The 17,676-nt window shown below is 70.8% G+C and carries 16 protein-coding genes and 1 riboswitch; of the genes, 5 read left to right on the top strand and 11 right to left on the bottom strand.

Going from position 1 to position 17,676, the window contains the following annotated elements; translation table 11 throughout:
• Positions 1 to 130 precede the first annotated feature (130 nt).
• Positions 131 to 1,765: a phosphoenolpyruvate carboxykinase (ATP) gene (gene pckA, locus VFE05_03870; GenBank protein HET6229191.1), complete on the bottom strand. Its 1,635-nt coding sequence runs from the start codon at positions 1,763 to 1,765 to the stop codon at positions 131 to 133.
• Between the two features lie 586 nt (positions 1,766 to 2,351).
• Here pckA and VFE05_03865 point away from each other — a divergent pair.
• Positions 2,352 to 3,023, top strand: coding sequence for a hypothetical protein (locus VFE05_03865; protein ID HET6229190.1), 672 nt, complete (start codon positions 2,352 to 2,354; stop codon positions 3,021 to 3,023).
• Between the two features lie 131 nt (positions 3,024 to 3,154).
• Here the strand turns inward: VFE05_03865 and VFE05_03860 are convergent, their stop codons facing one another.
• The 7 genes from VFE05_03860 to VFE05_03830 form a co-directional block, all read right to left on the bottom strand.
• Positions 3,155 to 3,643, bottom strand: coding sequence for a hypothetical protein (locus tag VFE05_03860; GenBank protein HET6229189.1), 489 nt, complete (start codon positions 3,641 to 3,643; stop codon positions 3,155 to 3,157).
• 362 nt (positions 3,644 to 4,005) lie between these two features.
• Positions 4,006 to 4,233 carry an addiction module protein gene (locus tag VFE05_03855; protein ID HET6229188.1) on the bottom strand — a complete coding sequence of 76 codons (228 nt, stop codon included), beginning with the start codon at positions 4,231 to 4,233 and terminating at the stop codon, positions 4,006 to 4,008.
• Between the two features lie 52 nt (positions 4,234 to 4,285).
• A complete protein-coding gene (locus VFE05_03850; protein ID HET6229187.1) occupies positions 4,286 to 5,209 on the bottom strand; it encodes an N-acetylmuramoyl-L-alanine amidase-like domain-containing protein in 924 nt (307 codons plus the stop codon).
• Positions 5,210 to 5,273: 64 nt separating this feature from the next.
• Positions 5,274 to 5,867 (bottom strand): LON peptidase substrate-binding domain-containing protein, encoded by a 594-nt coding sequence (locus VFE05_03845; protein ID HET6229186.1) that lies wholly within the window; start codon positions 5,865 to 5,867, stop codon positions 5,274 to 5,276.
• Positions 5,868 to 6,135: 268 nt separating this feature from the next.
• On the bottom strand, positions 6,136 to 6,741 hold the full coding sequence (locus VFE05_03840) for a hypothetical protein (protein ID HET6229185.1): 606 nt from the start codon (positions 6,739 to 6,741) through the stop codon (positions 6,136 to 6,138).
• 110 nt (positions 6,742 to 6,851) lie between these two features.
• A complete protein-coding gene (locus tag VFE05_03835) occupies positions 6,852 to 9,350 on the bottom strand; it encodes a xanthine dehydrogenase family protein molybdopterin-binding subunit (GenBank protein HET6229184.1) in 2,499 nt (832 codons plus the stop codon).
• Positions 9,347 to 9,850 (bottom strand): (2Fe-2S)-binding protein, encoded by a 504-nt coding sequence (locus VFE05_03830; GenBank protein ID HET6229183.1) that lies wholly within the window; start codon positions 9,848 to 9,850, stop codon positions 9,347 to 9,349. Before VFE05_03830 ends, VFE05_03835 begins: the two co-directional genes overlap by 4 nt.
• 724 nt (positions 9,851 to 10,574) lie before the next feature.
• Here VFE05_03830 and VFE05_03825 point away from each other — a divergent pair.
• From VFE05_03825 to VFE05_03815, 3 genes are all read left to right on the top strand, one after another.
• A complete protein-coding gene (locus VFE05_03825; protein ID HET6229182.1) occupies positions 10,575 to 12,230 on the top strand; it encodes a GAF domain-containing sensor histidine kinase in 1,656 nt (551 codons plus the stop codon).
• 5 nt (positions 12,231 to 12,235) lie between these two features.
• Positions 12,236 to 13,312, top strand: coding sequence for a tetratricopeptide repeat protein (locus VFE05_03820; GenBank protein HET6229181.1), 1,077 nt, complete (start codon positions 12,236 to 12,238; stop codon positions 13,310 to 13,312).
• 166 nt (positions 13,313 to 13,478) lie between these two features.
• Positions 13,479 to 13,700: a hypothetical protein gene (locus tag VFE05_03815; GenBank protein ID HET6229180.1), complete on the top strand. Its 222-nt coding sequence runs from the start codon at positions 13,479 to 13,481 to the stop codon at positions 13,698 to 13,700.
• A gap of 260 nt (positions 13,701 to 13,960) precedes the next feature.
• Here VFE05_03815 and VFE05_03810 read toward each other — a convergent pair whose 3' ends face one another.
• On the bottom strand, positions 13,961 to 14,728 hold the full coding sequence (locus tag VFE05_03810; protein HET6229179.1) for an SDR family oxidoreductase: 768 nt from the start codon (positions 14,726 to 14,728) through the stop codon (positions 13,961 to 13,963).
• A gap of 275 nt (positions 14,729 to 15,003) precedes the next feature.
• A riboswitch (TPP riboswitch) is annotated at positions 15,004 to 15,103 on the top strand.
• Between the two features lie 150 nt (positions 15,104 to 15,253).
• On the opposite strand from VFE05_03810, the gene thiC reads away from it, so the two are divergent.
• The gene (gene thiC, locus VFE05_03805; GenBank protein HET6229178.1) at positions 15,254 to 16,957 is read left to right on the top strand and encodes a phosphomethylpyrimidine synthase ThiC; all 1,704 of its coding nucleotides are present in this window, start codon (positions 15,254 to 15,256) and stop codon (positions 16,955 to 16,957) included.
• Positions 16,958 to 17,076: 119 nt separating this feature from the next.
• Here the strand turns inward: thiC and VFE05_03800 are convergent, their stop codons facing one another.
• Both VFE05_03800 and VFE05_03795 read right to left on the bottom strand, forming a co-directional pair.
• A complete protein-coding gene (locus VFE05_03800) occupies positions 17,077 to 17,364 on the bottom strand; it encodes a transposase (GenBank protein ID HET6229177.1) in 288 nt (95 codons plus the stop codon).
• 132 nt (positions 17,365 to 17,496) lie between these two features.
• Positions 17,497 to 17,676 (bottom strand): hypothetical protein (locus VFE05_03795; GenBank protein HET6229176.1); only part of this gene is annotated, 180 nt, incomplete at its 5' end.

The raw sequence follows: 17,676 nt of genomic DNA, 5'->3' as shown, positions 1-17,676 counted from the left end.
CGTCGAGCCCAAGCGAGGCGGGGAGGGGGCAATGCGAAGGCCGGGACGCGATACCGCGCCCCGGCCCTCTCCACATCTACCGGCTCCACATCTACCGAAGGTTACATCGACCGATCCACGAAGCCGCGCCTCAGCCGTTCGAGGTCGGACCGGCGGTGCGGACGGCCTCGGAGACGCGGTCGGCGAACTGCTCGAAGTTGGTGCAGAACGCGTCCGCCAGCTTCTTCGCCTGCTCGTCGTACGCGGCCTTGTCGCTCCACGTCTCGCGCGGCAGCAGCACCTCGCTGGGCACGCCGTCGACGGCGGTGGGCACCTGGAGGCGGAAGAACGGCGCCTCGGTGGTCTCCACGCCGCTCAGCTGCCCGGCCAGCGCGGCGCGGACCATGGTGCGCGTGTAGCCCAGCTTCATGCGCTGGCCCACGCCGAACGGGCCACCCGTCCACCCGGTGTTCACCAGCCAGACCTGCGCGCCGCTCTCCTCGATCTTCTTGCCCAGCAGCTCGGCGTACACACCGGGGTGCAGCGGCAGGAACACCGCGCCGAAGCAGGCCGAGAAAGTGGGCTGCGGCTCCTTCACGCCGCGCTCGGTGCCCGCCACCTTCGCCGTGTAGCCGCTCAGGAAGTAGAACATCGCCTGCTCGGCCGTCAGCTTGCTGATGGGCGGAAGCACGCCGTACGCGTCGGCGGTGAGGAAGACGATGTTCCTGGGGTGCCCGCCCTGCGCATCGGGGACGAAGTTGGAGATGTACTCCAGCGGGTACGAGATGCGGGTGTTCTCGGTGATGCTGATGTCGTCGAAGTCCACGCGGCGCTTGTCGTCGACGATGCAGTTCTCCAGCACCGTGCCGAACATGCGCGTGGTGGCGTAGATCTCCGGCTCGCCCTCGGGGCTCAGCTTCACCGCCTTGGCGTAGCAGCCGCCCTCGAAGTTGAAGATGCCGCGGTCGCTCCAGCCGTGCTCGTCGTCGCCGATCAGCCCGCGCTCCGGGTCTGCCGAGAGCGTGGTCTTGCCCGTGCCGGAGAGGCCGAAGAAGAGGGCGGTGTCGCCGTCGGGGCCCACGTTGGCGGAGCAGTGCATGGAGAGCACGCCCTGCAGCGGCAGCAGGTAGTTCATCAGCCCGAACACCGACTTCTTGAGCTCGCCGGCGTAGCGCGTGCCGCCGATGAGCACTTCCTTGCGGGCGAAGTTGATCAGGATGAAGGTGGTGGTGCGCGTGCCGTGGCGGGCGGGGTCGGCCTCGTACTCGGGCGCGTGCAGGATGGTGAAGCCCGGGACCATGCCCTCCAGCTCGGAATCTTCCGGGCGGCGGAACATGTTGAATGCGAACAGGTTGTGCCACGCGTTGGGCGTGATGACGCGCACGGCCAGGCGGTACTCCGGGTCGGCGCCCGCCCACATGTCGCGCACGTACAGATCCTGCCCTTCCAAGTGGCCCAGCACGTCTTCGCGAAGCGCGTCGTAGTGCTCGGGCGAGATGGGCTGGTTGACCTTGCCCCAGTGGATGTTGCCCTCGGAGCCGGGCTCCTTCACCACGAAGCGGTCGTTGGGCGAACGCCCCGTGTGGGGCGAGGTAACGGCGTTGAACGGGCCGCCGTCCACCAGGATGCCCTCGTTGCGGCGGACGGCGTGCTCGACCAGCTCGGCCGGGATCAGATTCCAGAAAACGGTGCCGGGGCTCCGGATGCCGTGCTTGTCCAGCCCGTAGCTGCTCGCGTGCCCCGCGCGGGGCGACGAGGTCTCCGGGGGCGTCAGCGTGGTAGCCATGCGTTCGCGGTCTCTAGTTTTACGGGAACGGCAACTCACCCCGTTTCCCACAGGGCGAGGCGGACAGGGAGAATAGCATTCCCAAAACGTGCGGGCAAGGTGAACGGGGCTCACCAAAACCGTGCGCCGGTGTGGAGAAACAAGCGCTTACGCCGCGTCGGAACGGCGTCCGGAGACCCGCATCTTCCGTAGCAGCCGATGCCTCCGGCTCGCGCGGACGATCGGCCGCGGAGCCCCCGGAGCGCCTTCAGCAGGAACGGGGGAGGCGCTGCCGACAATGGCGCTGAAGCACCGCTGGCGTGCGGGCAGGCGCCGGTGACGCGGAGTTCACGGGTTCGGCCCCGGCACCCGGCATCTCCGTCGCTTTCGGAAAGACGATATCTGGTCGTCGCCACTCGGCTGCGACGCGAATCCGTCGCAGTCATTGTGCGTTTCACCGGAAACGCGTACATTCTTGGCGCTTCGGAAACGGATGGCTGCCGCCCGGCAGCGCTCGCCGTTCCGCCGCGTCCGCATCTCCACTCCGGCTCCCCGCCGGTCGTCGCGGACGCAAGCCGCACTTCCCAGCCCCTTCCAGGAGACACACATGCGCAGTTCCGTTCTCGTCATCGCCCCGTTCGCGGTGCTCGCCGCCGCCGCTCCGCTCGCGGCCCAGGCCGCCATCCCGGTGACGCCGGCCGCCCCCACTGTCGGCGGAGTCGTCGTCTCCACCGCGGCGCTTCCGGCGGCACCCGCCGGCATGCACTACGTGACGCTGCCCGAGGGCACCGAGTTCGAGGCGACGCTGGAGCAGGCGCTGTCCAGCCGCACCGCCACGGAGGGTGACGCCGTGAGCCTGCGCGTGAAGGACGACGTGGTGCTCGACGGCCGCACCGTGGTCCGCAGCGGCGCCCCCGTGCGCGGCGAGGTCACGCAGGCGCAGCGCTCCGGTCGCATGGGCCGCGGCGGCCAGCTGAACATCCGCATCCAGACCACCAGCGCGGTGGACGGGCAGCGCGTGGCGCTTCGCTCGGCGCGCGGTAAGGAGGGCGACGACAAGGTGGGCAGCACAGTGGCGCTCACGGTGCTCTTCGGGCCCATCGGCCTGCTGAAGCGCGGCCACGACGCGACCATCCCCGCCGGCACCGCGATCAAGGTCTACACGGACGCGCCGGTGAACTTCCTCTTCCAGGACGCCCCCGCGGCTGCCGCTGCCGCCGTGCCTGCCGCGCCCGTCGCCGCAGCCCCCGTGCCCGCGCCGGTCCCGCCGGCCAACTGAGCCGCGCAGCAGATCAGATGAAGCAACACGGCCCCGCCTTCACAGGCGGGGCCGTCGTCGTTTCTCCGGCGTTCGGCACGACGGGATCGTCGCCCATCCGCGGCATCGCCACGTCATCGCGGTCCAGCCGCTCACCGCATCCCATCCACCTCGTGCTTCCCGCTCCAGAAGGCGGAGTAGATGCCGATCACGCCCACGCACGCCGGCAGGAACACGACGTACGAGATGGCCTTCAGGCCCAGGAAGGCGTAGAGGAACACGGCGGGGACCCACAGCCCGCCCAGCACGTTCACGCAGAGGATGCACAACACGGCCGCCGACCCGTCGCGCCCGAACGTGCGCTCCGCCTCCGGCTCGATGCCCCACGACCAGCGGCGGTACCTCGCGCGCGTGAGCTCGAACGGGGTCGGATACTCGGCCCCGTGCCGCTGCACCCATACCACCCGCGCCCCCATCCTTCGCCCCAACCACGCCCGCAGCCCCGGATCGACCGCGCGGAAGTAGATGCGGGACCAGGCGAGATAGCCCGCCAGCAGCGCCACGCCGAACGGGATCTGCCACGCCAGTGGCCATCCCGCGGCCACCAGCCGGTCCACCGGCGCGCGCTCTGCGTCCGTCATCGGCAGTGGCTCATCCCGAAGCTTTGGAGCACAAGGCATCGCGCGCTCCGGCACGGGGAGCGCACAAGTCTCAAATCCGTGACTGCCATCGCTGTGGGTGCTGACGCCAGTGGGCGCAGGAGAGGACGGCGACTTGCTCGTCCTGAGGGGAGTAGATCAGCTGTACGGAAACCGACGAAGCAGCACGCGGCGCATGGCGGGATGCACTACGGCGTGGAGGAACGGCTCCCGCCGGGCGGACGCGACTGCGACATCGAGAGCCCGGAGGAACTCCGCGTCGAGCCCGGTTCCGCGGCGGCTGTACCATTCTGCCGCGGCTTCGATCTCCTCGAGAGCTTCCGGCCGAAAGACAACGCGGGGAGTCACGCGCCGAAGCGCTGTCGCAGCCGCTCGCGCGCAACCTCCCAGGAGATCGAAGAGTCGGGATCGGAGGCGTGTGCGGCGAGGCGTCGCTCCAGCTCGGCGCGCTGCGCGTCGGTGAGCGGTACTGCCGCGGACGTCTCAGGAATGCTGTCCCAGAGATCCTGGGCGAGCTGGATCCGTTCGGCCTCGGTGAGGCTCAGAAGATCGGAGATCATATCGGCTTTCATGGAAATAAGTTAGCTCGATCTGCCGTGTGCATCAAGCAAATCCAAGTACCCGTCAGCCCGGGAGCGGGCGGGCGACCATGATGCCCGTGTTGTTTCGGAGGCCGGCCACGTACTCGTGCAGGGGGCGGCGGGAGACCTGCACCTCGCCGCCGGAGAGCGGGGCGTGGAGGGCGCGGAGGACGCCATGCCCGTCGCGGTACGCCAGGCCCGTGTGCGTCGCGTCCAAACCGGGCAGCGAGGTGGCGAACGCCAGCACGTCGCCGCTGCGGATGCGCGGGGCGACGGCGGCGATGCGCGCGGTGGGCACCACGTAGCGCGGCACCGAGTCCAGTGTGCGCTCACGCTGCACGATGGCAGCGTACACGGCATCGGAGCGCAGGGCGGGGTATGCGGCGCGGTGCTGCGACATGAATCGGAGAGGCCGCGGGTCGCGCGCGCCTCCCAGCTCGCGGCCCAGGTCGCGCACCAGCCCGCGCCGGTCGCCGTCCGCGATCCACTCGCTGAAGTAGTGCAGGCGGCTGGGATAGCCGTCGCGGGCCCCGCCCCGGTAGCGCATGCGCTCCAGCTCGCGCTCGAACGCCGCCCACGCGGGCGCGCCCGGTGCGTGTGCTACGCGGGCCACGCCCAGACACGACTCCACCAGAGTCACGCAGTCGAACCGCGCCAGCGTGGCCGCCAGCGGCTCGTGCGCGGGGTCGCCGCCGGCCTTCGCGTACTCGTCGAGCGTGCCCGGCGCGTACGGCGATCCCAGCGCCAGCTCGCCCGCCCTCGCGACCGCGCGGCCAAGGTCCGCCCCGCGCGCCGCCAGCCCCTCCGCGCGGATCGTGCGGACCCACCGCGCGAGCCGTGCCTCGTCGCTCTCGTCCAGCAGGTGCGACAGCGTGACGGAAGGGGAGGCGCGCAGGGCTTGCGGAAGCACGAACGCCGCTGCGGACGCGGCGGCGGCGCGGAACAGGTCGCGGCGGGAGATGGACATCCGGCGTGGCACTCCGGGAGGGATAATCGGCTCGGCGTAAAAGCGGGCGGGCGCGGAGCCGCAACTATCCGGCCCGCGTCTCCAGGACGGCGCGCAGCAGGTCGTCCACCAGGTCCAGGCGGGGCCGCTCGCCGCGCAGCTCCAGCAGCTCCTGCTGCCACTCCGGGTCGATCCGGATGGCCTGCGCCAGCTGGAAACCCGCCTCGTTGCGCGCGTCGATCAGGGGGTACGGCAGCGGATAGTTCAGCACCTCTTCCAGCACGCGGTTGAAGAGGGCGATGGACTTGCGCCGCCGCACCACCAGCCCGCGCCGGCTCTGCTCCAGGTCCTCGTACGGCGAGGTCAGCGCCTCGTAGTACTTGGTCCCGGACTCGATGCCATCCTCGATCCGGAAGCGCTCCACGCCGCGGCAAAGCACCAGCGAGCGGCCGTCGGGCAGCGGCTGGAACTTGAGGATCTCGGCCACGCAGCCCACGCCGTGCGTGTCCATGCTGAACGGGCCGTGGCGGTCCGGGTCGTGGTAGATGAGCCCGAACAGCCCGTCGCCTTCCACGCACCGCGCCATGAGCTGCCGGTAGCGCGGCTCGAACACGTGCAGCGGCATGGGCGCGCCGGGGAAGAGCACCGCCGGCATGGGAAAGAGAGGGAGTCTTCGCATCTGCCAGATGGGCCCGCGGCGCGGGCGTGTCGCTTTCCTGGCCCGGCCCAGGGTGGCCGGTCCGGTGCGAAGCTTACCGCGTATGGGCGTCAAATGGCAACCCCATCTGTACAATCCTTGGGCACCCTTTCAACATCTGCCCCGCTCGCGTCAGACGTTTCCTACACGATCCGGCACTCTCCGGAAAGTGATTGTGCGGCACGCCACGTCCGAATGGATACGGTTACGGCGATTCTTTCCTCGGTGGTGGACCAGATGGCCGATCGGATCACCTGGCGCCCGGTGTCTGCGCGCAGGGCGGCGGCGCGGTGTCCGGCCGGGCTCGGATCCACCTGTCCGCCGGGATCAGGGCGGGTTCGCTGGAGGAGCTCGGCGCGGGGATGCCGCACCACGGGAGGCGCCAGGTGCCGGCTCGGAACGGCGGGGTGTCGATCACGTACGTCGTGGGGCCCGGCCGCCGGAGCGTGTTCAGGTGCACGTCCAGGAGCAGCCGCATCTCCCGCCCGTTCCGCCGCACCACGACCTGCGTGATGTCGACCCGGCACGCGCCGCGTCCCCACCAGTACAGCACTGGCACGCTGTCGCCGCCCGCGAGCCCCGCGGCTGCCTGGGGATCCAGCCGCCGCACCTCCACGCGGAAGTCGACCTCGCGCGAGGGTGCGGGCATGTACGAGGCCGTCTTCAGCATCTTCCCGCTGCTGATGGCGCCGGACGCCTCCCGCAGCACCAGCGCGACGCTGGACGGCCAGCAATGCTGCGCCTCGGCCCGTCCTCCAATCGCGAGTAGGAGCACGGCGAAGGCCATCCCCCGTGCGCAGTGGACGAGCGGACGGGAGGACGGGGGGTGGAAGCTTCGGTGTCGGGAGATGATCATCGTACGGCCTCGGCGGGGTGCGAGAACCGGATGCGCGGAGAGGCCGGCTTCGGAGCGGAGGCCTCTCCGCGGTCGGGAGATGCGGGGGAGATGCGCGCCGGGCGGACGGATCAGTCCGCCGCGGCGCGTTCCTCCTGCTGCGCGGCCTGCGCCTGGAGCGCACGCCACACGCGCGGCGGTGAGAAGGGCAGCGAGTCCATGCGCACGCCCACGGCGTCGTAGATCGCGTTGGCGATGGCGGGGATGGACGGGTGCAGCGGGCCCTCGCCGGCCTCCTTGGCGCCGTACGGGCCCTCGGGGTCGATGGACTCCACGATCATCGCGTGCAGCTCCGGCGTGTCGAGCGACGTGGGGATGCGGTAGTCGAGGAGCGAGGGCGCGTTCATCAGCCCGGCGCGGCCGTGGTCCGCGTCCTTGAACACGTGCTCCTCCATCAGCGCCTCGCCGAAGCCCATGTACGCCGATCCCTCGATCTGCCCCTCCACGATCTGCGGGTTCAGTGCGCGGCCGCAGTCGTGCGCGACCCAGATCGCCTTCACGTCCACGAAGCCCGTCTCCGGGTCCACCTCCACCTCGGCCACGTGCGCCGTGAACGAGTACGCGGGCGAGGCGCCGATGGTGCCGCCGCGATACTCGCCGTGCACGTCCTTGGGCGTGTTGTACCAGCCGACGGAGCCGAGCGTCCCGTGCTTCGCCTCCGCAAGCCGGAACGCCTCGGTGATGGGCATGCTGCGGCCCGTGTCCATGCCGTCCATGGCCAGGCCGCCGGCCAGCAGCACGCGCCCGGGCTTCACGTCCCACTCCGCCGCCACCGCGTCCTGCACCAGCGCCTTGAGCTTCCGCGCCGCGTCGATGGTGGCGTTGCCCACCATGAACGTCACGCGCGACGAGTAGGCGCCCAGGTCCACGGGTGTCAGGTCGGTGTCCGCCGCCACCACGCGCACGTAGTCCAGCGGCACTCCCAGCTCCTCGCACACGATGTACGCCGCCATCGAGTCCGACCCCTGCCCGATGTCGGAGCCGCCGGTGAACACCGCCACGCGGCCCGAGCGCTCCACCTGGAGCTGCACCGCGCTTTGCGGCATCTTGTTGGGGTAGATGGGATAGTTGGTGCCGGAGATGTAGCACGAGCCCGCCACCCCGACGCCGCGGCCGTAGCCCATCTGCCGGAACTTGCCCTTCCAACCGCTCGCCTTCTCCACCGCGTCCAGGCACTGCATGAAGCCGTTGGACGTGACCCGCAGCTCGTTCACCGTGCGCCGGTACGAGCCCATGAAGTTGCGCCGGCGGATCTCGATGGGGTCGATGCCCAGCCGCTCGGCCACCTTGTCGAGCTGCACCTCGAAGGCGAAGCGCGGCTGGACGCTGCCGTGGCCGCGCTTGGGGCCGCACGCCGGCTTGTTGGTGAACACGCGCGTGCTGTCGAAGCGGTACGCCGGCATCTCGTACGGCGCCGTGAGCAGCTGGCCCGAGTAGTACGTGGTCACCAGCCCGAAGCTGGAGTACGCGCCGCCGTCCAGAACCGTGCGTGCATCGACGCTCGTCAGCTTCCCGTTCGCCGTCGCGCCCACGCGGTAGCGCATGCGGAACGGGTGGCGGCCACGGTGGGCGAGGAACACCTCCTCGCGGGTGTAGAGAATCTTCACCGGGCGGCCGGACTTCTGGGCCAGCCGCGCCACGCAGAATTCCAGGTCGAACGGCTCGGACTTGCCGCCGAAGCCGCCGCCCACCGGGGGCTGGACGACGCGGATGCGCGCCGGGTCCAGCTCCAGCACCTTGCTCAGCTCGCGGTGCAGGTAGTGCGGCACCTGGGTGGACGACCACACCGTCAGCCGTCCGACCCCCGCGCCGCCCTCCTCCCACAGCCCGATCGCGCAGTGCGGCTCGATGGGCGTGTGCGTCGTCCCCTCGAAGAAGTACTCGCCCTCTACCACGACGTCCGCCTTCGCCAGCCCCGCCTCCACGTCGCCGAACTCCAGCTTAACCTTCTTGGAGATGTTGCCGTTCCAGCCCTCCTTCTGGGGGGCGTGGATGGGGTTCTCCGGGTGCCCCAGCGCCTCGTCGGTGGTGAGGATGGCGGGCAGCAGCTCGTACTCCACGCGGATCAGCTCGGCAGCGCGGTTCGCCGTGTCCTCGTCCACCGCCGCCACCGCCGCCACCGCGTCGCCGATGTAGCGCACCTTCTCCGTCGCCAGCGCCTGCTCGTCGGGCGTCCACGGGATGATGCCGTACGGCGTGGGCATCTCCACCCCCGTCACCGTCGCGAACACCCCCGGCAGCGCATCGGCCGCGCTGGTGTCGATGCTCACGATGCGTGCGTGCGGGTGCGGCGAGCGCACGATCTTGCCGTGCAGCATGCCCGGCAGCGTGATGTCGTCCGCATACCGCGCGCGGCCGGTGGATTTGAGCAACCCGTCGGTCTTCCGCATCCGCCGCCCGATCACGTTCAGCGGCGCGTCCGTCGGGTTCTCCGGCTCCACCGGAACGGGGCCGCCCGTGCGCGGCTCGCCCACCGTCTCGCGGAAGGGGACGTTGGGCTCCCGCGCCTGCGGGTCGTTCTCCGGCAGCTCCGAACGGGTGCCCGCGCCGTCGTCCTCGCGCTCGCTCATCGCACCACCTCCGCCTTCGGTTCCCGCAGCCGCCCGGCCGCCATCTCCACCGCGTCCAGGATCTTGGTGTAGCCCGTGCAGCGGCACAGGTTGCCCGACAGCGCCTCGCGGATCTCGTCGCGCGTGGGCGCGTCGTTCTCCTCCAGCAGCGCCGCCGCGCTCATCAGCACCCCCGGCGTGCAGAAGCCGCACTGCGCCGCGCCGCACACGTCGAACGCGTCCTGTAGCGGGTGCGGCACCCCGGCCGGCGTGCGGAAGCCCGCCAGCCCTTCCACCGTGCGCACCTCCCTGCCCACCGCCTCGTACACCGGCGTGATGCAGGCCAGCGTGGGCACGCCGTCCAGCCACACCGTGCACGCGCCGCAGTCGCCCTTGTCGCAGCCTTGCTTGCTGCCGGTGAGGCCCACGGCGTACCGCAGCGCCTCCAGCACCGTCCAGTGTGTGGGCACCGCGACCTCGTGGTCGTCGCCGTTCACGCGCAGGTGGAGCAGGTCCTTCATGGCAGGCGAGGCGGGGTTGAGAGGGCGAGAAGCCGGGCCGGAGACGCGCCAAGTTGCGGCTGCGCCCAGCCTTGAATGCTACCGCCCCCCGCCTGGAGTGTCAACGTACGAATGCCCCCGTCCGCCCGGTGAGATCCGCCGCCCGGCCGCTCTTCATCTCCCTTCTCGCGCCGCCCTCTGGCTCCCGTCATCGCTCTCTCCGCGCGTCGCTGTCGGAGGGCGGGACAGAGAGGGGGAACGGGCGGGAGATGAAGATGCCTCGGCGGTCTCTCGGCCCGGAAGATGGACGGCTGGTGACCGGGAGATGCACGGCTGGCGATTCGGGAGATGCCGACTGCAGATGCGGGAGATGCATGACTGCAGATGCGGGAGATGCACGGCTGGCGATCTAACGTCCGATGCCGCTGTCGATGCGCGGGCGGGGGCCCGGCGAGCAGCCGCGGTGCGGATGAGAGGCGAACGGGCTCCCGCTGCGGCGGGCCGTTTCGCGCCGTCGCTTCAGCTACCGGCGCGTGCGGACCGGTCGTCCCCGTGGGTATCCTCCTCTTCGCACGCGGGCCTCGCGCGGAGCTGTGGGCGGCCGCAGGGCTGTTACCTTCGAAACAGTTGCGCACCCGGCCCGGATGTGAGAGCTTAGCAGAACCCCGAACGCCACACCGTTCCGCGGCGCGAACCGTGCGGTCCGCGCTTCGCCGTTCTCGCCGCGTCCCCTCCTCCGTCGCGCATGGACCTCCGCGAAGCCATCCTCCTCACCTACCAGAGCGGCGAGCCGGCCGGGGCGCTGCGTGCCCTCGCGTCGGCGCCGGGCGCGGGCATCGCCGCCGCGCTGTGGGTGAACGCGGACGGCTCGCCCTGCGACGCGTGGCCGCAGGAGTACGCGCTCGCTCCGCAGGTGGCCACCGACGCCGCCGGCGCCGCCTCCGCGCGCCTGCTGCCCGTGCGGGGCACCGGCGGCGAGGCGCTGGTGCTGCCGCTCGGCGACGAGGGCACGCTCGTGCTGGTCGGCGCTGCCGGTGTCTTCGGCGAAGACGCGCCGGCGTGGACCGGCCTGGGCGCGGCGTTCGGCGCCGTCGCCCGCCGCGCCGACCAGCTGCGTATGGCCGAGGACGAGCGCGACCTGCTGCGCCAGCGGGCCGAGGAGAGCGAGGCGCTGCACGTGCTCGGCCTCGCCGCCAACCGCACGCTCGACCCGGACGAGGTGCTGGACCTGGTGGCGCGCTTCACCCGCACGCTGCTGGGCGCGCACTACGTCACGGTCAGCACCATCGAGTCCGGCCGCATCCGCACCGTCGCCACCGTGGGCCTGCGCGGCTCCGTGGGCGACGACCCCTTCGCCGGCCGCGTGGCCGAGGCCCGCAAGCCGCTGCAGCTGGGCGGCGAGGGCGAGCGGTGGACGGTGGGCGACTTCCCCTTTCACCAGTCCGAGGGGATGGAGACCGGGCTGGGCGTGCCCCTCTCCCTCTTCGGCGAGACGTTCGGCGCGCTGGTCATCGGCTACCGCCGCCCTTCCGCGCTGGCTCCGCGCGACACCCGCCTGGCGCTCACGCTGGCCGGCCACGCCGCCGTCGCCATCAGCAACGCCCGCCTGCACCGCGCCCTGGCAGACCGCTCGCGCGAGCTGGAAGGCGCGTACGAGGAGCTGCGCTGGACCGCGCAGGCCAAGGAGCGCTTCTTCGCCAGCATGAGCCACGAGCTGCGCACCCCGCTCAACTCGGTGCTGGGTTTCCAGAGCCTGCTGCTGGAAGAGGTGCCGGGCCCGCTGCCCCAGGCCCTCCGGCCGTTCCTGGAGAAGGCCTACCGCGCCACGCAGAACCTGCTGCTGCTGGTCAACGACGTGCTGGACCTGTCGAAGATCGAGGCGGGCAAGATGGAGCTGCTGATGGCCGACGTATCCCCCGCCGAGGTGGTCGAAGAGGCCGTGGGCACCATGGAGCCGCAGGCCGCCGCCAAGGGCCTGCACATCGAGGTGCGGCGCGGGCCGGCCTCGCTGCGAGTGAGCACCGACGCCGACCGCGTGCGCCAGATCCTCATCAACCTGCTGTCCAATGCCGTCAAGTTCACCCTGCGCGGCCGCATCGAGATCGCCATCCACGCGCCCGACGGCGAGGGACGGCCGGTGGGCGGTGAGTGGCTGGAGGTGCGCGTGAGCGACACCGGGCCGGGAATCGCGCCGGAGAGCCACGAGCGCATCTTCCACGAGTTCGAGCAGGTGGTGGGCTCCAGCTCGCGCGGGGGCACGGGGCTGGGGCTGCCCATCTCGCGCAAGCTGGCGCGGCTGCTGGGCGGCGACCTCACGGTGCAGAGCTCGCCCGGCCGCGGCGCCACCTTCACCCTGCGCCTGCCGTACGGCGACGGCGCCCGCACCGCCGCCGAGGGCTGAGCCGCATGTCCCCTGCCGTGGAAGCCGCCCCGCCCACCCCTGCCGACCTCGCCGACCGCGCCGCCCACGAGGAGCGCCGCGGCCACTGGGACGCCGCGGGCGAGCTGTTCGCGCGCGCCTTCCGCGAGGCGCTGGCCGCGGGCTCGCTCGAGGCGGCGGCAGACGCGCTGCGCGGGCAGGCGCGGGTCCGCAAGGACGCCGGCCGCTTCGCCGAGGCCGAGGAGCTGGCGGAGCTGAGCCGCGAGATCGCCCGGCGCAACGGCTTGGTGCGCTCCGCCGCGCGCGCCACCAACGTGCTGGCGCTCACCCGCCACGCGCAGCGCGACTGGGACGGCGCCCGCGCGCTGTACGAGGAGGCGCTGGACCTGGCGCTCCAGATCGGCGACGACGACCTGATCGGGCTGGCCTGCCTGAACCTCGGCGTCCTGGCGAACCTGGGCGGCAGCTTCCACGACGCCCGCGTGCGCTACCTGGAGAGCATCGGCTCGTCCGTACGTTCGGGGAACAAGCGGACGGAGGTGATGGCGTACAACAACTTGGGGATGGTGTGCGCCGACCAGGAGGAGTGGATGGAGGCCGACCTCTACTTCGACCGCGGGATAGAGATCGCCGAGCGCACGGGAGATGCGCCGCAGCTCGCCCGCCTGTGCGCCAACCGCGCCGAGCCCCTGCTGCACGTGGGCGAGGTGGGCCGCGCCCGCGCATCGGTGGAGCGCGCGGCCGAGATCGCGGGCCGCATCGCCTTTCCCGAGCTGCTGGTGGAGGTCGCCCGCTACCGCGGCATGGTGGAGCGCGCCGAGGGCGACATCGTCACCGCCGAGGCGCACATGCGCGAGTCCGCCCGCATAGCGCTGTGCGCCGAGCTGGAGCTGGAGCGGGCGGACGCGCTGCGCGAGCTGGGCACCCTGCTCGCCGCCACCGCACGCCCGGACGAGGCGCGCGAGGTGCTGTCCGACGCGGTCGAGATCTTCACCGGAATCGGTGCCGTGGTCGATGCCCGGCGCGTGCGGGCACTGCTCGTGGAACTCGGCGCTGCACCCCGGAGTGCTGCCTCCGGAAACCCGGCCCCGGCAGATTTGTAGACGTCCGGAAAAGAGTTCCATCTTCGGCATCTCACCCAAACGGCGGCGTATCTGGCTCCTCGGTATGGCGTGTATGGATCGGAGCACCGCACCGCCTGGAGTTCCAGGGCGGGCACACTTGTTGCTTTCTCCCAGCGCAGAACCAACCACTGCAAGGAGTTTGCACATGAACCGTCTTCACCGCATCGCACTCGCCGCCGGCGCCGCCCTTCTCATGGCTGCCTGCGGCACCACGTCCGATTCGCCGCTCGCCCCCACGCCGGCTCGCCACGATTCGGGCTACGCGACTGGGGGAAATTACCTGCCTACCGATAGCACCACCACAACAACCGTCAGCCCCGACGCGGCTCCTGCCGAGGACGGGGGGCTGGCGACGGGCGGCAACTGAACGCTGTTCCGGTGAAGACGTGAAGGCCCGCGGACGCGAGTCCGCGGGCCTTCAGTTTTTGTACATCGTCCGGAAATGCGACACCGAACGGCCGTTCGGTGCGAGGTGCGCCGCATCTACCGCCATCGTCCGCCGGCAGGTAGCGGTCCACAGGCGGATGTTGCTCCCCGATCGGCGGACGGAATGCGGACGCGAGGCGGTGGGCGCTCCGATGTGCATCACCCCGCACCGGTTTGCACCATCCGTTTACGATGGGTAGCTCAGGGCATCGTCAGGCCGCCGTCGATGGCGACGTACTGGCCGGTGGCGAAGCCCATCAGGTCCGACGCGAAGGCGACGACTGCGCGGCCCATGTCCACCGGCACGCCCAGGCGGCGCAGTGGCGTGGAGCCGCGCACGATCTCCTGCACCTCGGGGGTGGTGGGCTCGGACGCGGCGGTGGTCATGATGAGGCCGCCCGCGATCATATTCACCGTCACGCCGTCCGGCCCCAGCTCCGCCGCCAGGTTGCGCGAGAAGCCCAGCATGGCGCTCTTTGCCGTGGTGTAGGCGTGGTACTGCACGACGGGCAGCGTGATCAGGTTCGTGAGGATGTTGACGATGCGCCCGCCACCGCGCTCGCGGAAGTGCGGGAGCACGGCGCCGCAGGTGTTGTACGCCGCCCGGAGCGTCCCGTCGATCTGGTCCTGGTACTCCGCCCACTCCATCTGCGCGAAGGGCTTGTTGGCGACGGGGTCGAAACGGTAGTTGTGCAGGGCGTTGTTCACCAGGACGTCCACGCCGCCCATGACTGCCGCCAGCCGCTCCACCGCCGCGCCCACCGCATCGGGGTCGCGCACGTCCGCCTGGAGCGCCACCGCGCGCCCGCCCGCCTCCGCGATCCCGCGCACGACCGACTGCGCCGCATCTTCCGCCCGCACGTAGTTGACGCCCACCGCCGCCCCGTGCGCCGCCAGCTCCCGCGCGATCGCCGCGCCGATCCCTCGCGACGCGCCGGTGACCAGCGCGACCTTTCCGTCCAGCAGCATCCTCGTCTCCCTCGCTCTGTACACCCCTCCGCCGCGCCCCTCGCGGACGTACTGCGTTGTAGGAGGATGCGCATCCACACGCAAGCGCATCCATCGGGGGAAACCGGATGGAGCCGGCGAATCCGGCTAACGGGACGACGCGGTCGATGTGCGGCGGCGCGTCGGCATCCACCGTCACTGCGCTCTATCGATGCACTGTCGGGACGGGGAACACCGGACGCCGATTCCCGCCCGCCGGCCTGTCGCCGCGTGTCCGGTCCGCTTATGTTGCCCTCGCAAGCCGCCAGGGGTATTCCGGCCGATGCCGGGATTGAGACAGTCCCTTGGAACCTGATCCGGATCACACCGGCGTAGGGAGCGCGGCGTGTCGCAGGGATGTCGTGCTCCGTGCCCCCGCTCGCCCGCGAGCGTGCGCGCGAGCCGTCCAGGCGCCACCCGGCCCCGGGTGGCGCTCGTTGTTCGTGCCCCCGCAGGCCCTCTCCAGCCCCGCCCGGATCGTCTTTCCCGCTGCCCAGGAAGATGACCATGAGCACTCGCCCGCAGACGCCCGCCGCCCCCGCTTCTTACGGCTTCGAGACGGCGTTCCCCAATTCCAGCAAGGTGTACGTGCCCGGCCCCGGGGGCCTGCAGGTGCCCGTGCGCGAGATCGCCCTCTCCGGCGGCGAGCCGCCGCTGCGCGTGTACGACACCAGCGGCCCGCACGGGGTGGACGTGCGCCAGGGCCTGCCGCCGCTCCGCGCCGAGTGGATCCGCGCCCGCGGCGACGTGGTGGATGCGGAGCGCACCTACCGCCCCATCAGCGCGAACACCACGGCGGAGCTGCCGGAGTCGCTGCGCCGCCCCACCGTGCGCGGCACCGGCGCCGTCACGCAGATGGCCTACGCCCGCCGCGGCGAGATCACGCGAGAGATGGAGTTCGTGGCCGTGCGCGAGGGCATGGACCCGGAGTTCGTGCGCAGCGAGGTGGCCCGCGGCCGCGCCATCATCCCCGCGAACGTGAACCACCCGGAGCTGGAGCCCATGATCATCGGGCGCGGCTTCAAGGTGAAGGTGAACGCGAACATCGGGAACAGCGCGGTCACTTCGTCCATCGAGGAGGAGGTGGACAAGCTGCGCTGGGCCACGCTGTGGGGCGCCGACACGGTGATGGACCTCTCCACCGGCAAGAACATCCACGAGACGCGCGAGTGGATCCTGCGCAACAGCCCGGTGCCCATCGGCACGGTGCCCATCTACCAGGCGCTGGAGAAGGTGGGCGGCGTGCCCGAGGACCTGACGTGGGAGCTGTACCGCGACACGCTGGTCGAGCAGGCGGAGCAGGGGGTGGACTACTTCACCGTGCACGCCGGCGTGCTGCTGCGCTACATCCCCATGACGGCCAACCGGCTGACGGGCATCGTGAGCCGCGGGGGAAGCATCATCGCCAAGTGGTGCCTGGCGCACCACCGCGAGAGCTTCCTGTACACGCACTTCCGCGAGATCTGCGAGATCATGCGCGAGTACGACGTCTCGTTCTCGCTGGGCGACGGGCTGCGGCCGGGCTCCATCCGCGACGCCAACGACGAGGCGCAGTTCGCCGAGCTGCGCACGCAGGGCGAGCTGAACAAGATCGCGTGGGAGTTCGACGTGCAGACCATGAACGAGGGGCCGGGCCACGTGCCCATGCACCTCATCCAGGAGAACATGGACAAGCAGCTGGAGTGGTGCCAGGAGGCGCCGTTCTACACGCTTGGACCGCTGACGACGGACATCGCGCCGGGCTACGACCACATCACCAGCGCGATCGGCGCGGCGCAGATCGGGTGGTACGGCACGGCGATGCTGTGCTACGTGACGCCCAAGGAGCACCTGGGCCTGCCCAACCGCGACGACGTGAAGGCGGGCGTGATCACCTACAAGATCGCCGCCCACGCCGCGGACCTGGCGAAGGGCCACCCGCGCGCGCAGGAGTGGGACGACGCGCTCAGCAAGGCGCGCTTCGAGTTCCGCTGGCGCGACCAGTTCAACCTGTCGCTGGACCCCGTGACCGCCCTCGCCTACCACGACGAGACGCTGCCGGCGGAGGGCGCCAAGATCGCCCACTTCTGCTCGATGTGCGGCCCCAAGTTCTGCTCGATGAAGATCACGCAGGAGATCCGTGACTACGCGAAGGCTGGAATGCAGGAGAAATCGAGGAAATTCCGCGAGAGTGGCGCCGTGATCTACCTTCCCCAGGTCGCGGTGCCCTGACCTGCTGTGCCATGAGATGTGCCACGCCGGTCAGTTCGCGAACTGACCGGCGTGGCATGTTGTGGGGCGCGGCTTGGCAGCATCTGTTCCACTAAATAGCGCAATGGTATGATAAGAGCCTATCCGGAAAATATGGAGCGGATTTTCCGGTAGATGATGAGCGTCGCGGCGAGCTGCACGAAGCCCAAGTAGCTGTCGGCGCGCTTGTCCCAGCGGATGAGCAGCCGGCGGAAGCGGTTGAACCAGGAGTGGCAGACTTCGACCACCCAGCGCCGGGGCGGATGGCGGTCGGGATCTCCCGGTGCAGGCAGCGGGGTTTCCTTGCTGGCCTTGGGCGGGATGTGCGGCGTGTAGCCCTTCTCCCCGGCTGTCGTGCGGCAGGCGGCGTAGTCGTAGCCCCGATCCAGGCAAAGCTGCTGGCGTGGCCGCGTCGCCGCCGGCGAGGCCGAGGCGAGCCTCGAGCAACTCGGCCAGCTTCTTCATGTCGTGCCGGTTCGCACCCGAGAGCACGACCGCCAGCGGGACACCTCGCCCGTCGGTCAGGAGGTGGCGCTTGCTTCCGCTCTTCCCCCGGTCGGTGGGGTTGCGCCCCGTGGCTTGCGCCTCGCCGTCAGCCCCCTTTTTCCCAGCGGAGCTTTGACGATGCAGCCGTCGGCAGCTTGCCAGGTCCAATCGATGCCCACCAGGTCGTCGTACGCTTCCAGCAGCACCGCCCAGGC

Source organism: Longimicrobiaceae bacterium, assembly GCA_035696245.1.
Lineage (GTDB): Bacteria > Gemmatimonadota > Gemmatimonadetes > Longimicrobiales > Longimicrobiaceae > DASRQW01.
Note: the sequence above shows the minus strand (reverse complement) of the source record. Positions and strands in the feature narration are given on the sequence as shown.